Here is a 25,319-nt window from a genome sequence, read left to right as displayed (position 1 = left end):
CGCGCCGATCTTTACGTGCCCCTCATTGCGGTTGCCGCGCGTAGTAGATGTCCCATTCGTCCTCCGCCTCTTTGACGAACCCATGCCGCTGATAAAAGCGGTTGGAGTCGCTATCGCGGAGCGCGCCTAGTTTGACTTCAATGGAACGCGCGTCCGCATCGGCGAGGATCGTCTTCATCACCATCGAGCCGATGCCTTTTCCCTGATGCTCGGGTATGACATAGAAATGCCCGAGTTTCAGAAAGTCCTTTTCGGGTCGCGTTAGAACGAAGCCCACCGACACACCGTCGATCACGATGAACCTGCACAGTTCCGGTTCGAACGATGCGAGGAAACGATCGCGTGCCCGCTGCGGGTCGAAGCGCCCAATCCGCTCCAGACTTTCCCTCATCGCGGCGATGCGCATTTGAACCAGCGTATCGGCGTCGGCGTGGGTGGTAGTCTCGAACCTCAGGTTCATTGTCATGGCTCTAAAAATAGCGTTATTCGTGGGTCTACAAATCATGGCGCGATTTTCTTATCGTGTGAGCCTTCCCGATTGAACGCACAGGAGTTCCACCATGACCACCCCCGAAGCCACGCCGCCGTCCGAGCGCAGCCGCATTCGCCGCCTCGCACAGCGTGGCCATTACGACCGCGCCACGCTCCATGCGGTCATCGACGCCGCGTACGTCTGCCATGTCGCCTTCGCCGACGAGCACGGCGTGCATTGCATCCCCACCGCGTGCTGGCGCGACGGCGACTATCTGTACATTCACGGCTCGAACGGCAGCCGCATGCTGAAGCTGGCAGCCAGCCGCGCGCAGGTCTGCGTGACGATCACGCACCTCGACGGCCTGGTGCTGGCGCGCTCGGCCTTCAACCATTCGATGAACTATCGCTCGGCGGTGATCTACGGTGAATTCGATGTGGTCGCGGAGGCGTTCAAGTCCGCGGCGCTCGATACGTTGATGGAGCACATCGCGCCAGGGCGTTCACGCGAGGCCCGTCCAGGCAACGCCAACGAACTGGCCGCGACCACCATCCTGCGTATTCCGCTCGACGAAGCCGCGTGCAAGATCAGCACCGGCGGTCCGGAAGATGACGAAGCGGATCTAGATCTGCCGGTCTGGGCTGGCGTGCTGCCACTGGCGCTGCAACCGAACGTGCCGGTGGTTGTCGCCGCGCCGCGCGGCACGCCCGACTACGTGGAACGTTGGCAGAAAGCCGCGCTCAACCGCAACGCCGTGGAAACGCTAACGGCGACAACGCCGTAAACGACCCCGCGCTCGCATTACCCCGCGTGCTTCTGCCGGTTCATTTCTTTCGACTGATCCGGAGAAGGCGCGGACATCTGCTCGGCGCGTCGCTTCAACGCATCGTTCATTTCACGCATGCTGTCGATCGTGTCTTTTAGAACACTTCGCGTCAAACGCCCGACGAGAACACCGGTGAATGTCTCGCCTTGAATAAAACGTGTTCCGTTGCCCACCGGTTCGAGCACAAACCAATGCTCTCCGTCGAACAGACCAGGAAGCCACACGGACCCTTTCCACCGCAACTCCCGCTCCTGCCGAACGACCAGGATTCGCGGATGAAACACCATGGCGTCCGGCCCCGTTCCTGCGGCGAATTCAATCACGCTGCCTTCCCGGAGAGGTCCATCCAGCCTCGAAATTTCGGGGTTCCACGCGGGGTAGTCGGCGGTCGCGGTGAGAACCTGCCAGACTGCTTGCGGCGAACTGTCGATCATCACGTCGGTTTCTATCGCGCCGTCGCGGTGCAGCGCGATGAGTGCCAACGCAACCAGAACAATCAGGCCAAGCAGGCCGACGATCAGGCGTTTTACCAGCTTCAAGTTTGATTCCTCGATATGCGCGCGGGGGCTGGCGCATGCTCTGCGACGGAACCAGCGCTCATCACACTATCGCCCAAGCGGCCAGTAGGACATGAAATGCCGCTCGTCCGTTGAACGATCCACTTTGAAGCCATTTCTTTCGTAGAGGTGCCGGGCCGGCCAATTCGATTCGCCGCAACATGCTCCCCCTCACCCCGCCCCCAGCACCAGCCCCATGATCGGCTGCAAAAAAATATGGGTACTCACGTGCGCGGTTTCCGCCGTGACAAAACCATAGCGCCAGTAGAGAAAACCCCACAGAACGCCAGCGAGAATAAACCGCACGACCACATACAGCAAAAAAACCGGCGTCAGGTGCGGCGGATAAAACGGCGCCTCGTTGATCAGCATCGGCACAGCCTGGGCAAGAATAATGGCGAACCAGTAGGCGGCATTCGGCAAACGCCCTTGCGAATCCCGCCAGACAAGTCCAAGAACCCACAACACCGTCGACATGAAAAACAGGCGATAGAAGATGTCCTCGTTGAACGCGCGCAGCATGAAGTAAGTCAGGCGCGCAGTCAGCGTAGTCCCGGAAAAATAAGCGACGTAACTCGAAGGCAGCAAGCGCCGAAACACGACAAGATCGACGAACGCAACGTAGAGCGCGACGAGCAGGCCAATACCAAAAGCAACCGCAAACGGATGACGAAGACCGTGAGCCGCCAGTCGAAGCCCACTATGCTCGGCGCAATAAATCCCAACTACGCCGAGCGCAAGAAACAACGCGACGCGAGCCCACGGCAGGCCGGCGGTAACGGCGTCGAAAACCCTATCGAGCCCAGCCCGCGAAGCGATCAGCGCGCCGACGCCCAGAAGCACGCCGGCCGGCAGCCAGTTCGAACGAAGTGAGCGTTCGGGGAATGTCGACATACTCATGGGCTTTCAGAAACCATGCAACACCTCGATAACGTTGAACGATATTCGCCGCGACATCCGCTACGTCTGTTCGACTCGAACGTATTGAAACATTGAAAAGAACGAAACGCGCATTTTGCTTAAACGAAATTCAGCCTTACAACTTTGCCGGTCGCAACGAATCACACCAGCGCCAGCCTGTATGATGGCGGCTCCGCGCCGGACCGCACACCGAGGCGGCTCGCGCGACTCGCAGCCACCACCCTGGCCACCGCGCGCCAACGCATTTCATTCACCCATTCACTCACCCTAAGCAGGAGGAAGACCGCCATGACGGCCGCCACGCAATTCGATCAAGTTTCCGTTATCAAACGCGCCAACGTCTATTTCGACGGCAAGTGTGTCTCGCATACCGTTCTGTTCGCCGACGGCACACGCAAGACCCTCGGCGTGATTCTGCCGGGCACGCTGAACTTCGGCACCGACGCGCCGGAACTCATGGAAGTGCAAGCGGGCCAATGCCGCATCCGCCTGGAAGGCAGCGAAACGTGGCAGACATATAGCGCGGGCGAGTCGTTTTCGGTGCCGGGCAAGAGCCGCTTCGATATCGACGTGGTCGAGACGCTCGACTACGTTTGCAGCTATCTGTAAGCGCAACAATAGCGACGACGACGCGCGGACACCTTGCCGCCCGTCATCTCCGCGAAAGGCAAGCGTTCGGCACGCTAATCTAAGCAGCCGCCGCTTCCCCAACCAGCCAATCGCGGAACGCAATCAGCTTCGGTAACGCGCCGCATTCCGGCCGATACACGACGTAATACGCCAGCGCCGAGGTCAACGCCACCTCGGGAAACAGACGCACCAGCCGCCCCGCCGCCAGGTCGTCGCTCGCCATCACACTGCGGGCCAGCGCTACACCGTGTCCATCTATCGCCGCCTGCAGCACCGCGGCGGAGTTGTTGATCCGCAAACCCCGTTTCGTCGCCACGTCTTTCACACCGGCGGCGTCGAGCCACGCGTCCCATGTCGCGAAGCCCGCGTGACTTTCCACCGACTGATCGTGAATCAGCGTCTGTCCGGCAAGATCGGCCGGCTTGCGCAAGCGGCGGCTGTTCTGCAGCAGCACCGGCGAACAGACCGGATAGAGCTCCTCGTCCATCAGCTTGAGCGCCGTCAAGCCGGGCCACGACCCGGTGCCGTAACGCACGCCGATATCGATACCCTGCGCGACGAAATCGAGCAGTTTGAGGCTCGTGTCGAGCCGCACGTCCGTCTCCGGCCATGCTGCCTGAAAGCGGTCGATACGCGGCAACAGCCACTTCGCCGCGAACGCCGGACTCACCGTGACGGTCAGCACGCCGTTCGCCGACCCCTCCTTCAAACGCGACAGCCCGAGATTCAGGCGATCGAATCCCGCGCGAATGTCCGGCAGCGCGCGCTGCGCCGCTTCCGTCGGCACGAGACGCGCGCGGCCGCTGCTGCTGCGATGAAACAGCGGCGTGCCGAGCCAGTCTTCGAGACTGCGCACCAGTTGCCCGATGGCCGCCGGCGTCACGTTGAGCTCGACGGCCGCCGCGGAAAAGCTCTGATGCCGGGCGCTCGCCTCGAAGGCGCGCATTGCGTTCAGATAGACAGGTGACTTCATCATTAAAAGATTTTCTTTACTGACCACGAAGATTATCTCATTTGCCGGGGCAGCCGCCGACGCCAATAATCACTTCGCAGATCGAGCTGATTTCACGAAAAAACGCGGCGCCAGTAAGACACGCGGCGCAATCCGGACTCTTATCACGGAGAATCATCATGAACAGTTTTTCTTCTAATGTAGCGATCGTCACGGGCGGCGGGTCGGGGATCGGCAAGGAAGTGGCACGGCGTCTGGTCGAAGCCGGCGCATCAGTAGTGATAGGTGGTCGCGACGCGAAAAAACTCGCGCAAGCCGCCAGCGAAATCGATCCGGGCGGTGCGAAGGTGCGCACGCTGGCGGGCGACATCGCGTCGCCCGCGACGGCCAATGCGCTGGTCGATCTCGCGACACAAGCGTTCGGCGGCGTCGACATTCTGATCAATAACGCGGGCGTGTTCCGTCCGAAGGCGTTCCTCGACGTCGACGAGTCGGAGTACGACTGGTTCCTCGACACCATTCTGAAGGGCAAATTTTTCATGGCCCAGGCCGCGGCACGCGCAATGAAACTTCGCGGCGGCGGCGCGATCGTTCAGACCGGTTCGCTGTGGGCCTTGCAGGCGATCGGCGCGACGCCATCGGCGGCTTACTCGGCGGCGAACGCGGGCGTACATGCGCTCACCCGCAACCTCGCGATCGAACTCGCGTCGGCCCATATCCGCATCAATACGGTGGCGCCCGCGGTCGTCGAAACGCCGGTCTACAACACCTTCATGAGCGACGAGCAGGTGAAAGACACGCTGCCGTCGTTCAACGCGTTTCATCCGCTGGGCCGCAATGGGCAACCCGCCGATATCGCCGAAGCGATCCTGTTCCTCGCGTCGCCGCGAGCCTCGTGGATCACCGGCACGGTGCTGCCGGTGGACGGCGGCGTGATGGCCGGCCGTCAGGCTTGATCGGTTCGCGCGCTCTCACTCAACGAGGTTGCCCATGATGCAAGACTGGAATGCTTACCGCGACACCCTGCTCGGCCGCGTCGCGGACTACGCGAAACTCAGCCCCGACGTAATGCGAGGCCTGCAAACGATGGACGGCGCCGCCGCGAAGACCGGCCACCTGGAGCCCAGGATTCACGAGCTGATCGCGCTCGCCGTGGCGGTGACTACACGTTGCGACGGCTGCATCGCCGTGCATACGAAAGCGGCCGTGAACCACGGCGCGACACGCGAGGAAATCGCCGAAGCGTTGGGCGTCGCGATCTCGCTGAATGCCGGCGCCGCGTTAACTTACTCGGCGCGCGTGCTCGATGCGCATGCCGCGTTGCCTGGCCGGTAGCCCAACGCCGCATGGCCGGTGACCAGGTGCGGTGCCGGCCATGACCACCGTTGTCTCGCTATCCATTCGATCAAGGATCGGATCAAGGAGCAACGCCATGACACACACCGGCAAAACCGCGCTGCGCGCCGACGTCCGCTCGCGTGCGGACATGCGGAACGTCAGTCAGCGTAGCGCCGATGAACTCGGTGGACTCGACATTTTCTTCGCGAACGCGGGCGTCGCTTTCTCCCAGCTTTGAACAGCGCGCCACGCCGCCCGGATCACGTGAAAGCGATTGACGTCGGCGACTTCGCAGCCGGACAATTACTTCCCCTTGCGGTCGTTTCACGACGGCGGCAAGACGGTGTTTTGCGTGCCTCCACATGGAGATTCGTATGAGCTATCACCTGGAAGGGCGTTTACTCGAGGTGTGCAATTGCAAGGTTCTGTGCCCCTGCTGGATCGGCGAGGACCCCGACAACGGAACCTGCGACACCATCGTCGCATGGCACATCGACAAAGGAACGGTTGAAGGCGTGGATGTCGGCGGCAACACCATCGCGGCCGTCGCGCATGTCCCCGGCAACATCCTGCAAGGCAACTGGACCGCCGCGATTTATATCGGCGACCAGGCGTCGCCGGAGCAGGAAGCCGCGCTATTGAAGGTCTACACCGGCCAGGCCGGCGGCCCGGTCGCCGACCTCGCCAAGCTGATCGGCCAGGTGGTGTCGGTGGAGCGCGCGCCGATCCGCTTTACCGTGGTCGCGGGCAAGGGCGAACTCGAGATCGGCACGGACTACTACGCGGAACTCGAGCCTTACTCGGGGGCGACCGGCGGTCAGACTACCCTCTCAGACACCGTGTTTTCCACCGTGCCGGGTGCGCCGGTGTTCGTCGGCAAGGCCCCCACCTATCGATCGAAAAACGCGGCGCTCGGTATCGACCTCAGTATCAAGAATCACAACGCGCTGCAGAGCATCTTCGTCTTCGACGCATGAACGCGCCGGCAAGCCGGGCGCCGCCCGGCTCCTCGCGCCATGGTCATGTATTCGTGCCGGTCCTGGCCGCCTTGATCGCGTTTGCCTGGGCGACGTTGTGGGCGTGGGCGCGCAGTCCGTATGGCAACTATCTCGCTCACGGCGACTGGACCGCGTCGGGACCGGCGGCTTTTCTGTGCCGCGCCGTGCCCGGCGGTAGCGTGTTGTTGCCCGCACTGCTCTACGCGGTCGCATGGATTCTGATGACGGCGGCCATGATGCTGCCGAGCACCTTGCCGTTATTCAATACCTTCGACCGCCTGACGGCGCAACGTCACGATCATGCGCGCCTCCTCATGCTGCTCGGCCTCGGCTATATGACGGTGTGGGGCGCCTTCGGACTCGTGGCGCACCTGCTTCATAGCGCCGTGTTCGCGGTGTTTTCCCGCGTGCCCGCACTCGCGTGGCACGGCTGGATGATCGGCGTCGCGATCGTCGGCCTGGCCGGCGCATTCCAGTTCAGCAAGCTCAAACATCGTTGCTTGGACAAGTGCCGCACGCCGCTGAGTTTCGTCATCGAGCACTGGCATGGGCACGCGCAGGCCCGCCAGGCATTCGCGCTCGGTGCGCACCACGGGCTGTTCTGCGTCGGTTGCTGCTGGGCGTTGATGCTGTTGATGTTCGCGCTCGGCGCCGGCAGCCTCGGCTGGATGCTTCTGCTGGCCGCCGTGATGGCGATCGAAAAGAACGTCCGCTGGGGCAGGCGGCTGAGCGCGCCGTTCGGTGTGGCGCTGCTGTCGTGGGCAGCCTTCATGGCGGCGACTCATGCCTGAGGCACGAGGGTCCGCCCGGGTTGCGGACGATGCGCGTCATCGGTTTGGACAGCGCGCCGGTCATCCTCCGCGAGTGCGCTACGGCCTCATTCGGCAGCCGCGACACGCGGTGCCGCCGCCTTCGCGCGCGTCGTCGTCGCGAGTCGTTTCGTGCACCATTGCACGAACATCGCCAGCAAGGCGGCCTCGATAAACGCGACCAGCCGGCGCTGATGAGGCAACGCGAACGACAGCAGCAGACAGAACGCAGCAAACGAAAACCGGCCGAGCACCATGCCGCGCAGCAGCGAAATCACGAAAGCAGGACCGTGCGCCCGCTGCGACGACACCGACAGCACGATGCCGAGCAGCGGAAAGACCGCGAGCAAACCGCTCCAGGCGGCGCCTAGCCGTCCCGACAACGACGTAACCAGCAGCGTCAGTACCGCACCGGCCGCCATCCGGCCGATCAGGTCGGCGCGCGACAGCGGCGCACCGGCTGCGACCGCCGAACCGCGCGGCAGGAACGACTGGCCGAAACACACCGCGGCGAGCGCCGCGAGAGCGGCCCATACCGGCGACGCAGGCAACCCGGACAGACCGCACGCGGCCACGAACCAGGCGATCAATCCGCTCGCCAATGCAACCGGCCACGAGCTCGAGCGGCAGGTCCACGCGTAAGCGAAATTGAAGGATTCAGACGCGAGGATCGCGGACAGCGACAGCGTCGCGGCACGCGCGCCGAATGCGGGTCCGTGCTCGAGCACGAGCAGATACAGAATCGGCCCCGCGACCACCGGCAGACCCGCCAACCAGCCGGCGATGGAGGGCCCCCACCACTTGCCCGACATCGAAACGATCAGCAGAAACAACGGGACGAGCGTGAGTTTGAGCGCGAGCATGCCGGGAATCGAGCGGATGTAAAGTGGGATCTTACCGTGCGCTCCCAGCCAGTTCCTTCCGTAACCGTTTCCTCGACCGTCAGCCAACCGGCGGTACAGAGCGCGCATCGTGCCGCCGTAACGTGCGATACAGCATCCACGTAGCGGCCGAGCCCATGCCGATCGTCATCGACCACGCGACGCCGGTCACACCCCAGTAGTGCGTCATGGGCGGCACGATCGCGATCAGCAGCACCATCTGGATCAGCGACGCATGCGTGACCGCCTTCGCATCGCCGACCGCGCGTAGATACGCGACGAACACCGCGATCAGCGCGCCGATCGCCATGTTGATGACGAAGATCTTGAAGAGCGGCACGGCCGACATCCACGCAGGCCCGAGAATCAGCGAGAACAGCGGTTCGGCGATCATGCGCAGCAGCACGACCAGGACCGCGAGGCCACCGGCCACGATCATCAGATACAGCCTGACGCGCCGCGCCGCCATGCGCGCGTCGTGCCGGTGTTGCGCGGAAAACGTCGGGAACAGGTATTGGCCCATCGCGAACGCGGCATCGGTCAGCAGCATCTGCGCGAGCTTCGACGACATCTGATACGCGCCGAGTTGCGCCGGCCCGAGCAGCTTGCCGACAATCACCTTGTCGAACTGGTTGAGCAGCAGGTTGACCACACTGCCCGCCCAGATCCACCGGCTGAAGTCGATGTAATGGCCAATGCCGGCCCACGCGAGGCGGATCGGCGGGCGCGGCCGCATGGTGAGCCAGGTGAGCAGGCTTTTCAGCGTATCGCCGACGATCATCCCGATCAGCAGCGAATACGCGCCCGCGCCACTGAGTGCGAGAGCGAGTCCGGTACAGCAATCGACGAACGCGGCAGCGGTCTCGATCCCCGCAAGTTGCTGAAAACCGCGATTGCGTTGCACGACGAAATAGGCAGGCGAAGCGAGACCGCGAATCAGCGGCAAGGCCGCCGCGAGTTGCAGCAGCGTGAGTGCATTGCCGAGGTGAAACTGCCGATTCATCACCGGCGCGAGCGCGACCAGCAGCAACGCGACCACGATGCCGCGTGTCGTCAGCGTGGTCCAGACCGCACCGAGTTCCTGATGCGTGGGCGTGTCGCGTCCCTGAATGACCGCCTGCGCCAGTCCGGTGTCGGACAGCGATTCCGCGATCGCCACCGCGAGCAGCGCAATGCTGACACTGCCGATCGCCGACGGCCCGAGAATGCGCCCCAGCGCAAGAAACTTCACCGCCACGAGACCGCGTACGACGACCTGCTGCAACAATACCCAGGTGGGCGCACTCGGCCCGAGGCCTCCTCGCACCGAGAAGGCCGCAACCCTGATCGATCTCACTGTCTCCCCTCCCTGGTCGCTTGGTCCCCGGATGGCGTCTTGCTTGGCGATCAGGGCGGATGCGGCGTCGACCGAATTTGCGTCATCTTTGGACAACGCTCTGTGCGGCACTGAACGTGGCGTGACAGAAATATGGCCGGAGCGAGTCAGGCAGACTTTGTTTAGGAACGGAAAGCAAACGGAAACCAAACGGAAACGGCGCCAGCGAGCCTTCGCTTGCGCGGCTGGCGCTGGACCGCCAGGGTATTTCCCTGGCGACCTACGAGGGGCTGCCGCGGCGGCGCAGTTCTTCGGTGGTCGCGCCGTCGCCGTCGGGCCGCCAACCAGGTGGCTTGAACAGATACCCGCAGACTTCGCCCAGCGAACGCGCGGTCTTCAGGTCGCGCCATAGCGCACGCCAGTGATCGAACTCGATCGTCAGCAAATTGTAGGTCGTGACAGGATGCACGAGCCCGTAGCGGCATGGCGTGTCGCGCCGCTCAGCGATGTAAGTGCCGAACAGCCGGTCGAACACGATCAGCACGCCGCCATAGTTACCGTCCAGGTATTCGACGTTCGACGCATGATGCACGCGATGCGCGGAAGGCGTATTCAGAATCCACTCCAACGGCCCGAGGCGGGGAATCCAGGTGGTGTGTATCCAGAACTGATACAGCAGGTTGAGCGCCAGCAACGTCAGCACGATGCGAGGCGGCATGCCCAGCCACGGCGCGAGCAGGAAGAACAGTTGCGAACCGGCGAGGCGCCCGGCCCACCCCAGGCGATACGCCGCCGACAGCGTCAGTTGATTCGGCGAATGATGAACCGCATGGTTGCACCAGAACCAGCGTGTGCGATGCGCCGCGCGATGAAACCAGTAGTAACAGAATTCCTGACCGATGAAACAGGCGACCCAGCCGCTCCAGTGGTTCATCGGCACGGTCCAGAGCCGGTGATGCCAGACCCAGTTCATCGCGTCGCCATAGAAAGCCAGCGGCAGCAACCAGCGCAGCGGATATTCGCGCACCATGAAGTCGGCCAGCGACACCGCCGCCGCGCGCCAGTCGTAGCCGTGCCGGCCGCGCCGAAGGGTTAGCGCGAGCGCCTCGATCAACGAGGCCACGAGCACCAGCGCGAGGCTGTATTTGAGGATCGTCAGCAACACATCCATGAGCAGACACTCCGTTTGGGGAATGTCAGTCAGCGTAGAGCCACGCACCTCGCGCCGCAATCGACCTGGGACGAGCCGGGTCTGCTACGTGGCGAAACGTCGGTACGACAAACGCTCCTACGGCCGCAGACGCTCCATCAACGCCGCACGATGCTGCCGGCTGCATGGCACTTCGGCGCCGCTCCGCAGCACGAGCGTGGCATCGCCCTTGCCTCGCGGCCGCACCGCGAGCACGGCCGCCAGCGCCACCGCGGCGCCGCGATGCGTGCGCACGAACGCTGGGCCGAGGTCGTCGAGCACGGCGCCCAAGGTGCGCCGCAGCAACAGACTTCGGCCCGGCAGATGGAGGCTGACGTAATTGTCCGCGGCCTCCAGCCACTCGATATCGGCGCAACGCACCACGTGCGTTTGCCCGCGCTCGGCGATCACGAGGTGGGCCGGCACGCCGGGATTCGGGCGCGCGGCAGCGGGCCGCTGCGCACCGCGCAAGCGCTGCACCGTGCGCGCGAGGCGCTCCGGCTCGACCGGTTTGAGCAGATAGTCTGCCGCGTGCGTATCGAAAGCGCGCAAGGCGTACTGGTCGAACGCCGTGACGAAGACCAGCGCCGGACCGGGGTCCGGCAATGAAGCCGCGACGTCGAAACCGTCCACCTCGGGCATCTGCACATCGAGGAAGATCACGTCCGGCTGCAACTGCGCCGCCAGCGTCAGCGCCGCCGCGCCGTCGGCGGCTTCGCCGACCACCTCGAGGTCGGCAAAAGCGCCCAGCATGCGCGCCAGTTTGCTGCGCGCGAGGGCTTCGTCGTCGACGATCAGGGCGCGCATGGCAAGCTCACTCCGGCAATCAGGCCACCGCCCGGCCGCAGCCGCAACTGGAGGCTGGCGCGCGTGCCGTACAACGAGCGCAGACGGCCCTCGAGGTTGCCGAGACCGACGCCGCGCCGCTCCGGCAGGCGCTGCAGATCGCCGTCGTCCTCGATCTCGATGCGCAGTTGGTTCGCATCGCGCTGGGTACGGATCGCGATGTGGGTGAACGCGCTGCGCCGCTCGACGACATGGCGAAAGCAGTTTTCCAGCAGCGGTTGCAGCCCGAGCGTCGGCACCCGGCAACGTTGCGCGGTGCTATCGACGTCCCACGAGATTCGCACCCGGTCCGCGAAACGTTGGGTCATGATGTCCGCGTACGCGTGCAGCAGCGTCAACTCGTCGGCGAGCGACTGCTCGGGGCGCTGGCTTGCGTCCGTCGCCGCCCGCAGCAAGGTCGCGAGGCGCGTCAGTAGCAGGTCGGCCGCGTCGGGGTCGCTATGAATCAGCGAAGAAACGGTATTGAGCGCGTTGAACAGAAAGTGGGGTTGCAGCTGCTGGGTCAACTGGGCGAGTTGCGCCTCGCGCGCGAGCTTCGCCTGCTGTTCGGTGCGCAGCCGCTCGGCGGCCCACGCGGCGTACGATCGCAAACCGAAACCGAGGCCGCCGAACAGCGCGTAGAACACGACGAATTTGCTGCCTTCGTAAGCCAGCACGTCGAGCCATGGTCCGTGCACGAATCGCACGCCGGCGAGGGCATAGATACCCATCCGCAGCGCGTACATCGCCGCCACGTACGCGACCAGTTGCAGCGGCAGCCACGCCCAATGGTGCAGGAACCACTGCAGCGGGCGGCTGAGCAGATGATCGAAACGGTTGGCGCGCCGCACCTGCACGACGACCAGCACCGAGGCCGCCAGCGCCGAGGTGCCGCCGTCGACCAGCGGGCGCCAGAACTGCCGGCCGCCCGACCACGCGTACTCCTGCACGTCGATCGCCAGCATGAACAGCCAGAACGCGGCCCAGATCCACACGAGGCGTCGCCGTGAGCGCGGGGGCATTGTTTCAACGGCGAGGCGATGAGCGTTCATGTGGGTGTCGATGAACCACGTATCCGTTCCGGGTCGATCGTGCCTGGCAGCAGCGCGGCAGTCTTCAGGCGCGGCTCCGGCGAGCGGACCATGGTAATCGCGAATTCGCCGCCGGGTCCAGAATTACCGCTCGCCGCCGTCCACGAGATAGCCGGCCAGCCGAACCAGCATCGCATCGCAGTCGCTCAGTTGCCGAACCGTAATGAACTCGTCGGGTTTATGTCCCTGGTCCATGCTGCCTGGTCCGCAGACCACCGTGGGAATGCCTGCTTCATCGAACAATCCGCCCTCGGTGCCGAACGCCACCGTGCCGAACTCGGCGGACCCGCTCAGCAGCGTCAACAGACGTGCCGCTTCGCTATCCGGCGAGGTGGCCAGTCCCGGGTACGCGCCCAGCGACTGCAGATGAATATCGGTCTCGGCCTGAACCGAATGCATGGCGGGCAGCAATTCCGTTTCAGCATACGACCGCAGTTCGTCCGAGACCGCTTGCGCATCGAAGCCCGGCAGCGCGCGCACCTCGAAATCGAACTCGCATTCCGCCGGCACGATGTTCAGCGCCCGGCCGCCTTTGATCAGGCCCGTCTGCACCGTCGTGTACGGCGGATCGAAACGCCGATCGTGATGGTCGGTCTCGGCCAGCCGCGCGCCGATCTGCCCCAGCCGCCCGATCAGCCGCGCCGCGTATTCGATCGCGTTGACGCCATACGGTGCGTAAGCCGAGTGACACGCCGCGCCTTTTACCTGGCAGCGCATGGCGAGTTTGCCTTTATGACCCAGCACGGGCTTCATGCCGGTCGGCTCGCCGATCAGGCACACGCGCGGCTTGTGCGCGCGCTTTGCCAGTTCGGCCAGCATCGGTCGTACGCCGAGGCAGCCCACTTCTTCGTCGTAGGAGAACGCAAGGTGCAAGGGCAACGCCAGCGGCGGGTCGAGAAAAGCGGGCACGGCCGCGAGCACGGCGGCGATAAAGCCTTTCATGTCGGCGGCGCCGCGACCGTACAGGCGGCCGTCTTTCTCCGTCAAACGGAACGGCTCCACCGTCCATGCTTGCCCGTCGACGGGAACGACATCGGTATGACCGGACAGCACGATCCCGCCGCGATCCGTTGGGCCGATGGTGGCGAACAGATTCGCCTTGGTGCGCTCCGGGTTGTAGAACAGTTCGCTGCGCACGCCGAGATCCGCCAGGTAATCGCGAATGAACGCGATCAGTTCCAGATTCGAATCCCGGCTCACCGTCGCGAAGCCGATCAGTTGTTCGAGCAGCGCGCGGCTGGACCCCTTATTCATCGCCCGGCACTCCGTAGCCCGGTGCCGCCGTTGGATTCAACGCGCGCGTCAGATAGTCCTGCATCTGCGGCCGATACGCTTGCCAGAGATCGTCGAGCTTGCCGATCGGGTCTTGATCCGCCCAGTCGAGCCGCAAATCGACAATCGGCCAGCTTACGTCGCCGACCACCTTGAGCGCCGCCGAATGCACCGGCCCGGCTTCGCCGCCGGCCGCCATCGCGGCATGCATGGCCGACAGCAGACGCTCCGCGAGCATGCCCGGCGCCTGCTCGAATGCATGAACCATCGCGTCGATTACCTCGCGAGCCGCCAGCAGATTGCCCGCTGCAACACACTGCTTACCGGCCACTGCGTGGTGCAGACCCAGCGCCTCGTCGCCGCTGAAAAACGCGGTACGTCCCGCGCTATCGATCACCGTCACCTGTCGATAAGCGCGCCACGCGTCGGCGCCGAGCGCGTGCTCCAGAGCCGCCGCCGGATCGCCCCGTGGTGCCTCTTCGAGGCTATCCAGAATCCGTGGCCCGAGCGCGGGCAGCGTGACGTTCTGCGTCGCGACCGCGCCCACACCCGCGCGCACCCACGGGCAGCGGGCGCCCACCGCGATACTCGACGAACTGATCGCGATGCCAAGCTGGCCGGTCTCCGGACAACGTCCAATGATCGAGAATGTCATGCCCTGCTCCTTAAGCGTGGTTCGCCTGCCAGCCGTCCGGGATCACCGCGATCACGTCGATTTCCATCAGCCACTGCGGCTGGCCCAGCGCGCTGACCACCAGTCCGGTCGAAATCGGGAACACGCCCTTCAGCCATTTGCCGACTTCCTGATAAACCGGTTCGCGATAACGCGGGTCGATCAGATACGTCGTCGTCTTGACGATGTGGGACAGATCGCTGCCTGCTTCCAGCAGCAGTTGCCTGACGTTTTTCATCGCCTGTTCGGCCTGCGCCTGCGGATCGCCGAGACCGATCAGACGACCGTCGAAATCGGTGCCGACCTGGCCGCGCACATAGACGGTATTGCCCGCGCGAACGGCCTGGCAAAGATCGTTATCGAGCGACTGGTTCGGATACGTGTCTTTCGTGTTGAACATGCGGATGCGCGTATGAGTCGGCATTAATTCACTCCCAATTCGTTGACGTGTTGAACTCGCGATACAGCGGACGAGCTGGCGGGTACTTCGTTGCGAGCTTGCGGGGTCTCGCGCTGTGAAGCGTCGCGATAGGACAGGTATTTGCGCTGCGTGGCGATGTGATCGGCGATATGTTTGGCGTCGTGCCACACGCCCCAGATGAACGTGGAGCCGCGCCGCGACAGCCACGGCAAACCCAGAAAATAGACGCCGGGCTCGCTCGACACGCCGCGTTGATGCCGTGGCTTACCCTTCGCGTCGAACGCGTCGACGTGCAGCCAGTCGTAGTCGACCGCGTAACCGGTCGCCCAGACGATCGAGCTCACGCCGGCCGCGGCCAGATCGAGTTCGAGAATCGGATCGCTCACGCAGGCCGGGTCGGCAAACGTGCGGCGGGCTTCGGGCTCTTCCGGCAAATCGAGCCCGTTACGGGCGATGTACGCGTCCGCCGCATCCAGCAACGACAGATAGTTTTCGTCGCCACGCGCGAGGTTGATCGCGAGATCGGCTTCGAACGTGACGCGCGCGTCGTCGAAGGTTTTCGTCAGACCGACCAGCGTCACGCCCTGATGCGCGAGCGCTCTGAAGTCGACCGTATGGCCGCCGCGCGCGCCGCTTACCGCGATCGTCACGTGTTCCTTGCCAGGCTGCGCCGCTTCCTTGTCCCATTCGCCGAGCACGCCGAGCCACCAGCAGAAGTCGCGATTGCGATAGGCGCGCGGAGGACGGTCGTGAGGACCGACCGACAGGTAAACGCGCCGCCCGGCACGCTGCAGTTCGTCCGCGATCTGCACGCCGGACGAGCCGGCGCCGACCACCAGCACGCCGCCCTCGGGCAGTTGCCCGGGATTGCGGTAGTCCGCCGAATGAATCTGCGTGAGCGCGCCCGTTTGCGGCGCGATCGGCGGAATCACCGGGCGCTGGAATGGCCCGGTCGCCACCACCACGCGGCCGGCCTCGATCACGCCCGTCGAGGTCTCCACGGTGAATCCCGGCCGTCCTGCATGACGCGCCACACGCGTCACCTCGACGCCCGTGCGGATCGGTGCGTTAAACTTTTTCGCGTACGCCTCGAAATAGTCGGCGACCCGCTCTTTCGGCGCGAACGCGTCGGGGTCGAGATCGTCGAATTCCAGACCGGGGAAGCGGTCGTGCCAGACCGGACCGTTGGCGACCAGCGAATCCCACCGCCCGGTGCGCCAGCGTTCGGCGATGCGATCGCGCTCCAGCACGAGATGCGGCACACCGAGCTTGCTCAGGTGTTCACTCATCGCCACGCCGGCCTGACCTGCCCCAATCACCACCGTATCGATCGACATTTTTTCAGCAGTCATCGCTGTTTCCTTTTGAAAAGCGTTGGATGGCAAGCGCCCGTTCTGCCCTCAGCGCTCAACCATGAAGAAAATGTACGCCGGCCACCTGATTTGGAAAAACATATTTAAAAAATCCATAGCATCGTTTTTTTCTATGCAACGAGTTTTTGTGTGGATCACAATGCAGCCAGTGGAAACCTGATTGAGGAGAAGGACGGATGGAAAGCAATCCGCTGCGTTACTCGCTACGCCAGTTGCGTTATTTCGTCGTGACGGCGGAAGCGCTGTCGTTCACCGCCGCGGCGAAACGCCTGCATATCTCGCAGCCGTCCATCTCGACGTCGCTGGCGGATCTCGAGGAATCGTTCGGCGTGCAGCTGTTCATTCGCCATCACGCGAGCGGTTTGTCGCTGACGCAGGCGGGGCGCGACCTGCTCGGCCACGCGCGCAATCTGCTGAAGAATGCCGAAGACCTGCAATTGGCCGCGAAAGAAATGGATGGCGGCATGACCGGCACCATCGCGCTGGGATGCCTCGTTTCGCTGGCGCCGCCGCTCATGCCCGGCATCATCAGCCGCTTCGTGCAGGACCATGCGGGCATTGCGTTTCGCACCGTGGAGGCGCATCAGGACACGCTGCTGAACGGCCTGCACGACGGCTCGCTCGACATCGCTCTAACGTATAGCCTCGATATCACGGAGGGCATCACCTTCACGCCGCTGCTGTCGTTGCCGCCCTACGTGATTCTGCCCAGGACCCACCGGCTCGCCCGCGCCCGCAAGGTGTCGCTCGAAGAATTGTTGTCCGAGCCTTATGTGATGCTGGATCTGCCGCACAGCCGCGAGTATTTTTCAGCGCTGTTCGACGCGGTGGGCAGCCGTCCGGTCGCCGCGTTCCGCTCGTCGCAGCCGGAAGTGGTGCGCGGCATGGTGGCGAACGGGCTGGGTTACAGCATCCTCAATTTTCCACTGAAGTCGAACCGCACCGTGGATGGCGAGGACTTCGTGATCAAGCGGTTCAAGGACGACGTGAACGCCACCACGCTCGGTATCGCGCAATCCAACGCAATGAAGCCGCGTCAGGTGGTGCGACGCTTTTCGACGTTCTGCGAGTCGTATATCCGGCGGCTGCATATCGATCGGTGAGTCAACAAAAAAAAGCAGCGACGGAAACTTCGTCGCTGCTTTCCTGCCGGCCAGTGTTATCGGCCGCGACAGTGAACCGCTTCAATGAACCGTTACGCTCGCCTGATTCTGGCGCCGACGATACGCGGTGTCCCGCGTGGCGAGCCAGTAGTACAGCGGCGTCGTGACGATAATGCCCACCAGCCAGGACAGGTCCGCGCCGTCCAGGTGCGCCGAGAACGAGCCGACGTACATCGGCGTGTTCATGAAAGGAATCTGCACGACGATCCCCACGGCGTAGGCGATCAGCGCCTGCATGTTGAAGCGTCCGTAAATCCCGCCGTCCACCCGGAAGATCGAATCGACGTCGTATTTGCCCTTGTGAATCACATAGAAGTCGATCAGATTGATCGCCGTCCACGGCACGAGCACCACGAGCAACGCCAGCACCAGATCGACGAAGTGGCCGACAAAATCCTTCGACGCGCCCACCGCCGCAAAACAGCAGGTCGCCATGATGATCAGCGACAGCACGGCGCGCGCCTTGACGGTCGGAATCCACTTATACGCAAAGGTCTGCAACGATGTGATCACCGACAGCACCGCGCCGTACAGATTGAGCGCATTGTGGCTGATCACGCTCAGCAGAAACAGCACCAGCATGAACGGCCCGATCGCGCCGGTCGACAGTTTCACGGCGTCCATCGTGTCGACGCCGGGAGGAACGGCCAGCACCGCCACCGCGCCGAACACGAACGCCAGCGACGAGCCGAGCGTGCAGCCGAGGTAAGTCGCCCAGAACGTACGGGCCACGCCGACATTGGCCGGCAGGTAACGCGAATAGTCGGACACGTACGGCGCAAACGCGATTTGCCAGAGCGCCGACAGCGACACCGTAGCCAGCCAGCCGGCAAAATTGAAGCCGCCGCGCGTCAGAAAGTCGGCCGTCGTCACGTGGGTCGCGATATACGCGAAGCCGATCACGATACCGATACCCAGCACCCACGTGCCGATCCTGTTGAGAATGTGGATGAACCGGTAGCCGATGATACCGATCAGTCCCGACCCCAACGCACCGACCAGAATGCCGACCGGCACCGGGATCGTCGACTGGATACCGTGCAGCGACTTGCCCGCCAGCACGATATTCGACGCGAAGAAGCCGACGTACATCACCCCGGCAATCACCGTGACGAGCAGCGCGCCCCACGAGCCGAACTGGGCCCGGCTTTGAATCATCTGCGGAATACCCATCTGCGGGCCTTGCGCGGAATGCAGCGCCATCAGCACGCCGCCGATTGCCTGACCGACCAGAATCGCAATGACACCCCAGAACAGGTTGAGGTGGTAAATCTGCACGCCCAGCGCCCCTGTGACGATCGGCAACGGAGCGATGTTGCCGCCGAACCAGAGCGTGAACAGGTCGCGCACCTTTCCGTGTCGTTCCTCGTGCGGAACATAACCGATGGTGTGTTTCTCGATCAGTGGAACCGCACTGCGGCTGTCGGCCATATCACCCTCCCTTTGCTTCGTTGTCGCGCGGTGGCGCTCGGTAAGTTGCGACCGGGGCGTCGACGTCGCGCGGCAGACCGGCCTGCGCCCCTGCCTGTGCCCCGCCTGCGCCCCATGTGTCAATTCAATTTACTGAGGCCATATTTCTTTGACCAACACTGTTTACCGATGCCTTGCATAGATTTTTTCGATGCAGCGTGTGGCTCGATGCGGGGCACACACGGGCCGCCCGCAACCTCGCCACCGAGTCGCGGCACTTGCCGACGCGGTAACCAGCACGCGCAAATCGCTCGCGGCGCTATCCAATCGACAAAAGCTTATTGGCGTAGCGGTGCGCGAATTCTCATACTGGATAGCTCTCAATCCGCGGAGTCTCCCTCGTATGTCTCTTTCGCTAGACCACATCGTGATCCGCGTCAAGGATCTGGAACGGACCATCGCCGACTTCCACTCGCTCGGCTTCACGGTGCAACGCGGCGGCACGCACGCCGACGGCGCGACGCACAACGCGCTGATCGGACTCGCGGATGGCAGCTACTTCGAGTTGATCGCGTTTCTGCAGGACGCGCCACAACATCGCTGGTGGGATGCGGGCGACCGGGTTGGCGACGGGTTCGCCGACTTCGCCCTGCTGCCGCGCTCGGTGGCCGCGACCATCGAGGCCGCGCAGGGGCGCGGCGTGCGCTATGAAGGCCCGATCGACGGTGGACGCATCAGGCCGGACGGCGCACGGCTCGCGTGGCAAATCGGCAAACCGGCGACGCCGGACCTGCCCTTTCTCTGCGGCGACCTCACACCACGCGATCTACGCGTGGCGCCGGGCGAAGTGCGCACGCATCGGAACGGTGTGCTGGGGGTGTCGAGTTTGAGTATCGCGGTGCGCGATCTGCCGGCGAGCGTGGCCCGCTATCGCGCTTTGCTCGGTGATTCATTGGAGGTCAATGCGGGAAATCTCGCGGGCTATGGCGTGGCGTTTGCCAGCTTGCCTTTGGGCGAGACGACCGTTACCTTGCTCGCCCCTTCGGGCGACGACGCACGAAGCACTCTCGCCCATGATCTTCGCGAGCAACTCGCGACGCGCGGTGAAGGTGTTTTCGGCGTCACGCTGCGCACGCAAGACAAGGCGTTCGCGCGCGCGTTGCCGCTTGAAGGAACTCATGGCGCGCGCCTGGAGATCGTGGCGACGTGATCCGCTAAAGCACGCCGTGCGTGCGTCACAACGCAAACGCCCCCCTCGCCAAGCCACGCACGGCATTGCCATCCCTTCACGACGCCGTCTCGGCCGCCAACGCGCCACCCAGATACGCGTCGCGAATCCGCCGGTCGCCCAGCAACGCGCCGGCCTCGCCCGACAACACCACGCGTCCGGTCTGCAACACGTAGCCGCGATGCGCGATCTGCAACGCCAGACTCGCGTTCTGCTCGACCATGAAAAACGTCACGCCCTGCTGGTTCAGCGTACGAATCAGATCGAGCACCTTGTCGACATAGAGCGGCGACAAACCCATTGTCGGTTCATCCATGCAGACGAGTTTGGGGCGGCTCATCAACGCACGCGCCATGGCCAGCATCTGCTGCTCGCCGCCCGACAATGTGCCGGCCCGCTGCGCGAGTCGCTCCTTCACACGCGGAAACAGCTCCAGCATCCGCTCGTAATCCTGCGCGATGCCGTCACGGTCGCGTCGCGTGAATGCGCCCATCAGCAGATTCTCGCGCACGCTCATATCGCCGAACAGCCGGCGCGCTTCGGGGACGGACGCGATACCGCGCCGCACGATCTGCGGCGTGAGCAAGCCGTTAATCGGCTCGCCGTCGAAGCTGATCGTGCCCGAGCGCGGCCGGTGCAAACCCAGGATGATCTTCATCGCGGTCGATTTACCGCTCGCATTGCCGCCCAGCAAGCTGACGATCTCGCCGTGCGGCACTTCGAGGCTCACGCCGAAGTGGACCTGAATCTGGCCGTAATACGTATCGACCCGGTCGAGTTTGAGAAGCGGTTCTGTCATGGCGAAGCGGTTGGTTGGTGCAACGGTGAGGGAGTGCTCATGTCGGCTGATCGCGGGCCGTCATCCATGCTGTGCGGCGATAACGGCAGACTCGTGCGGCGCCGTGGCAATGCTTTCATTGCGTCCGCCTTGCGTGCCGACCTGCCGGTGGCCGAGGTAGGCCTCGATCACCGCGGGGTCGTTGCGCACGTCGTCGGGCAAACCGGCGGCGATTTTCTTGCCGTCGTCGAGCACGATCACGTGGTCCGATAAACGCATCACCAGATCGAGCTTGTGTTCGATCAGCAGGATCGTCAGACCGTCGCGCTTCAGTTCCAGAATCAGTTCGAGCATTTCGGCCGTCTCCGATTCGTTCATGCCGGCGGTCGGCTCGTCGAGCAGCACCATGCGCGGCCGTAACGCCAACGCGCGTGCGATTTCCACGCGGCGCCGGTTCGCATACGAAAGACTGTGCGCCGGCTGATCGATGCGCGGCGTCAAGCGCGTGCCGAAACGCGCGATGATCGCCTCGGCATCCGCGCGTAGCGCCTCTTCCTCGCGCCGCACCGAGGCCGGCCTGACAAGCGCGCGCGCCACTTCGGCGAACGCGCCGACCACCGGCCAGCCGGGACGCGTCAGCGCGAGCCGCGAGTGCGCGCCGATCAGCACGTTATCCAGCACGCTCAGGTTGCCGAACACGCGGCCATGCTGAAACGTACGCGCCACGCCGCGAGCCGCGAGACGTTCCGGCGAGGTGCCCGTCACGTCTTCGCCGTCGAGGCGCACTTCGCCTTCGTCCGGCACATCCATGCCGGTCAGCAGATTGAACAACGTCGACTTGCCCGCGCCGTTCGGCCCGATCACGCTGACGCATTCGCCGCGCGCGACCGAGAGGCTGACGCCATCCACCGCGGTCAGTCCGTCGAAACGGCGCGTCACGCGGCGCACGTCGAACAGAATGTCGCGAGCGGTTTCCGTGTTTCGATTCATGATGTCGTTGTCCTCATGCCGTGCCGAACAGACCTTGCGGCCGGAAACGCACCAGCAGAAGCAGCACGACGCCATAGATCAGCATCCGGTAATCGGCCGCGAAGCGGAATAGTTCCGGCAGACTGATCAGTGCGACGGCGCCCACCACCGCGCCGGCCACGCTGCCCAGGCCGCCGAGTATCACCATCGTCAGCGCGAGAATCGACACCTGGGAATCGAAGGTCTGATAGTTGATGTAGCTGTACAGATGCGCGGCGATCGCACCGCCGATCCCCGCCGCGAAACCGCCGCACGCGAACGCGATCGCCTTGTAGCGATTCGGCCGCACGCCGTAGGCACGCGCCGCCACGTCGTCCTCGCGAATCGCGCGCCATGTACGGCCTAGATGCGAACGCAGCAGACGAACCTGCAACAGGGCCAGCACCACCAGCACCGCCAGCGCGAACCAGTAAACCGAGCGTGCGCTGGTCACCTGCCAGCCGAACAGCGAGAGCGGCGCAATACCGGTGATGCCGATCGGCCCGCGCGTGAGGCTGTCCCAGTTCAGCACGACCAGCCCGACGATCTCGCCGATCCCCAGCGTGGCAATCGACACATAGTGGCCGCGCAAGCGGAACGACGGATAGATCAACAGCGTGCCGAGCAAGGCCGTGATCACGCCCGCGAGCGGAATCGTCAACGCGGGCGACCAGCCGAGATTCACCGACAGCAACGCCGAACCATATGCGCCGATCAACAGCAACGCGGCATGTCCCAACGAAATCTGCCCGACCGTGCCGGCCACCAGCGTCAGGCTCAACGCGAGCAACCCATAGATCCAGCCGTTCGTCAGCGTTTGCAGCAAATACGGCGACGGCGCCACCAGTGGCAGCGCGAACGCCAGCAACGTCACCGCAATCAACACGCTACGCGGCACGCGCAACGCGCGGCCAAACGATAGAAACGTGCCGGTCAACGGCTCGGGCGGCAAACGCCGGTTCGAGCTGAACAGACCGTTCGGCCGCCAGACGAGGAACGCCAGCAGCAACACGAACGCGAACAGGTCCCGGTAGCTCGTGCCGAACAACGCCACGCCGTAACTCTCGACGAGACCCAGCAACAGGCTCCCCGCGATCGCGCCGGGCACGTTGCCCAGGCCGCCGATCAACAGCGCGACCACGCCCTTGAGCGTCGCCTGAAAGCCCATGGCGGGGTCGATGCTGTTGTAGTACATGCCGACCAACAAGCCGCTCAAGCCACCGAGCCCGCACGCAATCGCGAAGACCGCGCGGTTCACCGCATGCACGTTGACGCCCATTTGCTGCGCGGCGTCGCGGTCCTGCGCGGTCGCGCGCACTGCCCAGCCGAGCCGCGTGAAGCGCAGAAACACGTACAGCACGGCGGCCGCGCCGATACCCGTGGCGGCGATCAGCAGATCGAGCGAGCCGAGCGTCGCGCCGCCGATCGAGATCGACCAGTCCGGCAACGTGCTCGGCACCGGACGCGGGTCCGGACCGAACACGATCTGCGCCAGTTGATCGAGCACGAAGCTGATCCCGATCGTCGCGAGCAACGGCGCGATGCGTGCCGCGCCCTGCAGCGGCCGCAGGCCGATGCGTTCGATCAGCATGCCGAGCAACGCGCACCCTGTGAGCGTGGCGAGCAAGGCGACCGGCAGCGGCCAGCCGAGCCGCGTCAGGCACAGCCAGCCGATGAAACCGCCGACCATGTACACGGAGCCGTGCGCGAAATTGATCAGATGCGAGACGCCGAAAATCAGCGCGAGTCCGACCGCCAGCAACGCATAGATATTGCCGACGATCAGCCCGTTGATCGTGTAGTCGAACCAGGCGCTCATCGCCGTTCACTCCTGTTCGAAGTCACTACCCGCGAAGCCGTCATTGCGTGCGCGCCGCACGCGCGCCGTCCCACAGCGCGAACTTGCCGTCCTTCACGACCAGTTCGAGATTCTTCGCGCCCGCCACGCGCCGCGTTTGCGGATCGAAACGGAATGTGCCGAAGATCACGCTCGGTACGTTGTCGATTTTCGCGAACCCGTCGTGGACGGCCGTGCGATTCGCACCGTAACGGCGAATCACTTCGCCCGCCAGAATCATCGCGTCGTAGGCGCGCGCGGCGAACGTGTCCGGATCGGCGCCATATTTCGCGCGGTATCGCGTGACGAAGCTCTGCACCTCCGGACGCGGATCGCCGGGGAAGAAATTCGATTCCGTGAATACGCCGTTCACCGACGCGCCGCCCAGATCGAGGAATTTCGGCGAATACACCGAACCCACCGCGGCGATCGGCTCATGCACGCCGGCCGCGCGCGCCTGCCGCACGATCTGCGCGCCGTCCGAGTAGTAGGAGATCAGCACGATCGAATCCGGATTCGCGCTGCGAATGCGCGTGAGCGTCGCGCGAAAATCCTTTTCGTTCGGTTGATACCCTTCGGCGGCGACGACCTGCGCGCCGTCGGCGCTTGCCGCCTTCGCGAAGATGTCCTTGCTGGTGCGGCCCCAGTCGGTGTTCAGATACAGCACTGCAATTTTCTTGAAGCCGAGACCGGTGGTGACGTAGTGCGCCAGCATCGGTTGCTCTTCCGCCTGGCTGATCGCCGTGCTCCACATATAGTCGCCGCCCTTCGTAAAGTCCGGGTGCGAATTGGTGAAGCCGAACTGCACCAGGCCGCCACGCTGATAAACCGGCGAAGCGGCCATCGAGGCGCCGCTCGACAGATCGCCCAGTTCGACCAGAATGCGCTTGTCGTCGACGAACTTCTGCGCAATCTGCACCGCCTGGCGCGGATCGCTGCGGCTGTCCTCGAAATCGTATCGCAGCTTATGACCGTTGATGCCGCCGTTGCCGTTGATCTGCTCCAGCGCGAGATCGAAACCGCGCTTCCACTGCTCGCCGTACTGCGCATCCTGTCCGCTCAACGGACCGGTCACGCCGACCCAATACGGCTCGGCGGCCGTATTCGTGGCGTTCGCAGCAATCACCTCGCTCGCCGGGGCGAACGTGCCGACTACGCTTGTCGCCACCAGCGCCACCAGCGTCGCTAACGCGCGCCCCCTGCCGCGCCACGTGTGCGCCTGAGTTCCCGTTTGCTTTCCGACAATCGCCATGCTGGTCTCACACCTTGAAATAGAGTCCAACGATGAAACCATGTCGCCAGGAAACGGGCCAACGAAGATAAGCGTCGAACCTTATTCCCCGTTTGAAGAA

At 64.0% G+C, this 25,319-nt stretch carries 27 protein-coding genes; 9 read left to right on the top strand and 18 right to left on the bottom strand.

Features of this window, described 5'->3' with window-relative positions; genetic code table 11:
• Window positions 1-22 precede the first annotated feature (22 nt).
• Complete coding sequence (locus tag BX591_RS20300) at window positions 23-460, bottom strand: GNAT family N-acetyltransferase (RefSeq protein WP_111933107.1); 438 nt, start codon at window positions 458-460, stop codon at window positions 23-25.
• Window positions 461-560: 100 nt separating this feature from the next.
• Between BX591_RS20300 and BX591_RS20295 the strand changes: the two genes are divergently transcribed.
• On the top strand, window positions 561-1,256 hold the full coding sequence (locus tag BX591_RS20295; protein ID WP_111933106.1) for a pyridoxamine 5'-phosphate oxidase family protein: 696 nt from the start codon (window positions 561-563) through the stop codon (window positions 1,254-1,256).
• A gap of 17 nt (window positions 1,257-1,273) precedes the next feature.
• Here the strand turns inward: BX591_RS20295 and BX591_RS20290 are convergent, their stop codons facing one another.
• Window positions 1,274-1,837: an SRPBCC domain-containing protein gene (locus BX591_RS20290; RefSeq protein ID WP_111933105.1), complete on the bottom strand. Its 564-nt coding sequence runs from the start codon at window positions 1,835-1,837 to the stop codon at window positions 1,274-1,276.
• A 189-nt stretch (window positions 1,838-2,026) separates the two neighbouring features.
• Window positions 2,027-2,698: a hypothetical protein gene (locus BX591_RS20285; RefSeq protein ID WP_146749798.1), complete on the bottom strand. Its 672-nt coding sequence runs from the start codon at window positions 2,696-2,698 to the stop codon at window positions 2,027-2,029.
• A gap of 366 nt (window positions 2,699-3,064) precedes the next feature.
• Between BX591_RS20285 and ppnP the strand changes: the two genes are divergently transcribed.
• Window positions 3,065-3,385, top strand: a complete 321-nt coding sequence (ppnP, locus tag BX591_RS20280) for a pyrimidine/purine nucleoside phosphorylase (protein ID WP_111933103.1) — start codon at window positions 3,065-3,067, stop codon at window positions 3,383-3,385.
• A 79-nt stretch (window positions 3,386-3,464) separates the two neighbouring features.
• Here ppnP and gcvA read toward each other — a convergent pair whose 3' ends face one another.
• Window positions 3,465-4,379: a transcriptional regulator GcvA gene (gene gcvA / locus BX591_RS20275; RefSeq protein WP_111933203.1), complete on the bottom strand. Its 915-nt coding sequence runs from the start codon at window positions 4,377-4,379 to the stop codon at window positions 3,465-3,467.
• Window positions 4,380-4,537: 158 nt separating this feature from the next.
• On the opposite strand from gcvA, the gene BX591_RS20270 reads away from it, so the two are divergent.
• From BX591_RS20270 to BX591_RS20255, 5 genes are all read left to right on the top strand, one after another.
• Window positions 4,538-5,314 (top strand): SDR family NAD(P)-dependent oxidoreductase, encoded by a 777-nt coding sequence (locus BX591_RS20270; protein WP_111933102.1) that lies wholly within the window; start codon window positions 4,538-4,540, stop codon window positions 5,312-5,314.
• A gap of 34 nt (window positions 5,315-5,348) precedes the next feature.
• Window positions 5,349-5,693, top strand: coding sequence for a carboxymuconolactone decarboxylase family protein (locus BX591_RS20265; protein WP_111933101.1), 345 nt, complete (start codon window positions 5,349-5,351; stop codon window positions 5,691-5,693).
• 97 nt (window positions 5,694-5,790) lie between these two features.
• Window positions 5,791-5,934, top strand: coding sequence for a hypothetical protein (locus BX591_RS36555; protein WP_167444589.1), 144 nt, complete (start codon window positions 5,791-5,793; stop codon window positions 5,932-5,934).
• 136 nt (window positions 5,935-6,070) lie between these two features.
• Window positions 6,071-6,673 (top strand): DUF1326 domain-containing protein, encoded by a 603-nt coding sequence (locus BX591_RS20260; RefSeq protein WP_111933100.1) that lies wholly within the window; start codon window positions 6,071-6,073, stop codon window positions 6,671-6,673.
• Entirely contained in the window at window positions 6,670-7,485 is an 816-nt protein-coding gene (locus tag BX591_RS20255; protein WP_111933099.1) for a DUF2182 domain-containing protein, read from the top strand. Before BX591_RS20260 ends, BX591_RS20255 begins: the two co-directional genes overlap by 4 nt.
• Before the next feature lie 86 nt (window positions 7,486-7,571).
• Here BX591_RS20255 and BX591_RS20250 read toward each other — a convergent pair whose 3' ends face one another.
• From BX591_RS20250 to BX591_RS20210, 9 genes are all read right to left on the bottom strand, one after another.
• A complete protein-coding gene (locus BX591_RS20250) occupies window positions 7,572-8,366 on the bottom strand; it encodes a hypothetical protein (protein ID WP_111933098.1) in 795 nt (264 codons plus the stop codon).
• 79 nt (window positions 8,367-8,445) lie between these two features.
• A complete protein-coding gene (locus tag BX591_RS20245; RefSeq protein WP_111933097.1) occupies window positions 8,446-9,720 on the bottom strand; it encodes an oligosaccharide flippase family protein in 1,275 nt (424 codons plus the stop codon).
• Between the two features lie 259 nt (window positions 9,721-9,979).
• Window positions 9,980-10,870, bottom strand: a complete 891-nt coding sequence (locus BX591_RS20240) for a sterol desaturase family protein (RefSeq protein WP_111933096.1) — start codon at window positions 10,868-10,870, stop codon at window positions 9,980-9,982.
• 117 nt (window positions 10,871-10,987) lie between these two features.
• The gene (locus BX591_RS20235) at window positions 10,988-11,695 is read right to left on the bottom strand and encodes a LytR/AlgR family response regulator transcription factor (RefSeq protein WP_111933095.1); all 708 of its coding nucleotides are present in this window, start codon (window positions 11,693-11,695) and stop codon (window positions 10,988-10,990) included.
• Complete coding sequence (locus BX591_RS20230; protein WP_244147070.1) at window positions 11,683-12,708, bottom strand: sensor histidine kinase; 1,026 nt, start codon at window positions 12,706-12,708, stop codon at window positions 11,683-11,685. The genes BX591_RS20235 and BX591_RS20230 overlap by 13 nt, the downstream gene beginning before the upstream one ends.
• A 180-nt stretch (window positions 12,709-12,888) precedes the next feature.
• Entirely contained in the window at window positions 12,889-14,058 is a 1,170-nt protein-coding gene (argE, locus tag BX591_RS20225; protein ID WP_111933093.1) for an acetylornithine deacetylase, read from the bottom strand.
• The gene (locus BX591_RS20220; protein ID WP_111933092.1) at window positions 14,051-14,731 is read right to left on the bottom strand and encodes a DUF1028 domain-containing protein; all 681 of its coding nucleotides are present in this window, start codon (window positions 14,729-14,731) and stop codon (window positions 14,051-14,053) included. The genes argE and BX591_RS20220 overlap by 8 nt, the downstream gene beginning before the upstream one ends.
• Window positions 14,732-14,741: 10 nt before the next feature.
• The gene (locus BX591_RS20215) at window positions 14,742-15,173 is read right to left on the bottom strand and encodes a RidA family protein (protein ID WP_111933091.1); all 432 of its coding nucleotides are present in this window, start codon (window positions 15,171-15,173) and stop codon (window positions 14,742-14,744) included.
• Window positions 15,173-16,522, bottom strand: a complete 1,350-nt coding sequence (locus BX591_RS20210) for a flavin-containing monooxygenase (RefSeq protein WP_111933090.1) — start codon at window positions 16,520-16,522, stop codon at window positions 15,173-15,175. Before BX591_RS20210 ends, BX591_RS20215 begins: the two co-directional genes overlap by 1 nt.
• A gap of 197 nt (window positions 16,523-16,719) precedes the next feature.
• Here BX591_RS20210 and BX591_RS20205 point away from each other — a divergent pair, with 197 nt between their 5' ends.
• A complete protein-coding gene (locus tag BX591_RS20205) occupies window positions 16,720-17,646 on the top strand; it encodes a LysR family transcriptional regulator (RefSeq protein ID WP_111933089.1) in 927 nt (308 codons plus the stop codon).
• Window positions 17,647-17,727: 81 nt separating this feature from the next.
• Here BX591_RS20205 and BX591_RS20200 read toward each other — a convergent pair whose 3' ends face one another.
• Window positions 17,728-19,137 carry a purine-cytosine permease family protein gene (locus BX591_RS20200; protein WP_111933088.1) on the bottom strand — a complete coding sequence of 470 codons (1,410 nt, stop codon included), beginning with the start codon at window positions 19,135-19,137 and terminating at the stop codon, window positions 17,728-17,730.
• 382 nt (window positions 19,138-19,519) lie between these two features.
• Here BX591_RS20200 and BX591_RS20195 point away from each other — a divergent pair, with 382 nt between their 5' ends.
• A complete protein-coding gene (locus tag BX591_RS20195) occupies window positions 19,520-20,326 on the top strand; it encodes a VOC family protein (RefSeq protein WP_111933087.1) in 807 nt (268 codons plus the stop codon).
• A 76-nt stretch (window positions 20,327-20,402) separates the two neighbouring features.
• Here BX591_RS20195 and BX591_RS20190 read toward each other — a convergent pair whose 3' ends face one another.
• Genes BX591_RS20190 through BX591_RS20175 form a run of 4 tightly spaced genes read right to left on the bottom strand, consistent with a single transcriptional unit; the run spans window position 20,403 to window position 25,219 of the window.
• Window positions 20,403-21,143 carry an ABC transporter ATP-binding protein gene (locus BX591_RS20190; RefSeq protein ID WP_111933086.1) on the bottom strand — a complete coding sequence of 247 codons (741 nt, stop codon included), beginning with the start codon at window positions 21,141-21,143 and terminating at the stop codon, window positions 20,403-20,405.
• Between the two features lie 60 nt (window positions 21,144-21,203).
• Entirely contained in the window at window positions 21,204-22,112 is a 909-nt protein-coding gene (locus BX591_RS20185; RefSeq protein ID WP_111933085.1) for an ABC transporter ATP-binding protein, read from the bottom strand.
• Between the two features lie 13 nt (window positions 22,113-22,125).
• Entirely contained in the window at window positions 22,126-23,949 is a 1,824-nt protein-coding gene (locus BX591_RS20180; RefSeq protein ID WP_111933084.1) for an ABC transporter permease, read from the bottom strand.
• A 40-nt stretch (window positions 23,950-23,989) separates the two neighbouring features.
• Complete coding sequence (locus BX591_RS20175) at window positions 23,990-25,219, bottom strand: ABC transporter substrate-binding protein (RefSeq protein ID WP_111933083.1); 1,230 nt, start codon at window positions 25,217-25,219, stop codon at window positions 23,990-23,992.
• Between the last annotated feature and the right edge of the window lie 100 nt (window positions 25,220-25,319).

Origin of the sequence: Paraburkholderia bryophila (assembly GCF_003269035.1) — a bacterium.
GTDB lineage: Bacteria > Pseudomonadota > Gammaproteobacteria > Burkholderiales > Burkholderiaceae > Paraburkholderia > Paraburkholderia bryophila.
The sequence above is the reverse complement of the archived record's forward strand: the minus strand, read 5'-3'. Positions and strand labels throughout refer to the sequence as shown.

Excerpts from the sequence above, each read along its gene's own strand:
- BX591_RS20235 (WP_111933095.1), bottom strand. The coding sequence starts at position 11,695 with ATGCGCGCCCTGATCGTCGACGACGAAGCCCTCGCGCGCAGCAAACTG.
- ppnP (WP_111933103.1), top strand. The coding sequence starts at position 3,065 with ATGACGGCCGCCACGCAATTCGATCAAGTTTCCGTTATCAAACGCGCC.
- gcvA (WP_111933203.1), bottom strand. The coding sequence starts at position 4,379 with ATGAAGTCACCTGTCTATCTGAACGCAATGCGCGCCTTCGAGGCGAGC.
- BX591_RS20190 (WP_111933086.1), bottom strand. The coding sequence starts at position 21,143 with ATGACAGAACCGCTTCTCAAACTCGACCGGGTCGATACGTATTACGGC.
- BX591_RS20260 (WP_111933100.1), top strand. The coding sequence starts at position 6,071 with ATGAGCTATCACCTGGAAGGGCGTTTACTCGAGGTGTGCAATTGCAAG.
- BX591_RS20265 (WP_111933101.1), top strand. The coding sequence starts at position 5,349 with ATGATGCAAGACTGGAATGCTTACCGCGACACCCTGCTCGGCCGCGTC.
- BX591_RS20210 (WP_111933090.1), bottom strand. The coding sequence starts at position 16,522 with ATGACTGCTGAAAAAATGTCGATCGATACGGTGGTGATTGGGGCAGGT.
- BX591_RS36555 (WP_167444589.1), top strand. The coding sequence starts at position 5,791 with ATGACACACACCGGCAAAACCGCGCTGCGCGCCGACGTCCGCTCGCGT.
- BX591_RS20300 (WP_111933107.1), bottom strand. The coding sequence starts at position 460 with ATGAACCTGAGGTTCGAGACTACCACCCACGCCGACGCCGATACGCTG.
- BX591_RS20255 (WP_111933099.1), top strand. The coding sequence starts at position 6,670 with ATGAACGCGCCGGCAAGCCGGGCGCCGCCCGGCTCCTCGCGCCATGGT.
- BX591_RS20240 (WP_111933096.1), bottom strand. The coding sequence starts at position 10,870 with ATGGATGTGTTGCTGACGATCCTCAAATACAGCCTCGCGCTGGTGCTC.
- BX591_RS20175 (WP_111933083.1), bottom strand. The coding sequence starts at position 25,219 with ATGGCGATTGTCGGAAAGCAAACGGGAACTCAGGCGCACACGTGGCGC.
- BX591_RS20180 (WP_111933084.1), bottom strand. The coding sequence starts at position 23,949 with ATGAGCGCCTGGTTCGACTACACGATCAACGGGCTGATCGTCGGCAAT.
- BX591_RS20215 (WP_111933091.1), bottom strand. The coding sequence starts at position 15,173 with ATGCCGACTCATACGCGCATCCGCATGTTCAACACGAAAGACACGTAT.
- BX591_RS20220 (WP_111933092.1), bottom strand. The coding sequence starts at position 14,731 with ATGACATTCTCGATCATTGGACGTTGTCCGGAGACCGGCCAGCTTGGC.
- BX591_RS20185 (WP_111933085.1), bottom strand. The coding sequence starts at position 22,112 with ATGAATCGAAACACGGAAACCGCTCGCGACATTCTGTTCGACGTGCGC.
- BX591_RS20195 (WP_111933087.1), top strand. The coding sequence starts at position 19,520 with ATGTCTCTTTCGCTAGACCACATCGTGATCCGCGTCAAGGATCTGGAA.
- BX591_RS20250 (WP_111933098.1), bottom strand. The coding sequence starts at position 8,366 with ATGCTCGCGCTCAAACTCACGCTCGTCCCGTTGTTTCTGCTGATCGTT.
- BX591_RS20200 (WP_111933088.1), bottom strand. The coding sequence starts at position 19,137 with ATGGCCGACAGCCGCAGTGCGGTTCCACTGATCGAGAAACACACCATC.
- argE (WP_111933093.1), bottom strand. The coding sequence starts at position 14,058 with ATGAATAAGGGGTCCAGCCGCGCGCTGCTCGAACAACTGATCGGCTTC.
- BX591_RS20295 (WP_111933106.1), top strand. The coding sequence starts at position 561 with ATGACCACCCCCGAAGCCACGCCGCCGTCCGAGCGCAGCCGCATTCGC.
- BX591_RS20270 (WP_111933102.1), top strand. The coding sequence starts at position 4,538 with ATGAACAGTTTTTCTTCTAATGTAGCGATCGTCACGGGCGGCGGGTCG.
- BX591_RS20205 (WP_111933089.1), top strand. The coding sequence starts at position 16,720 with ATGGAAAGCAATCCGCTGCGTTACTCGCTACGCCAGTTGCGTTATTTC.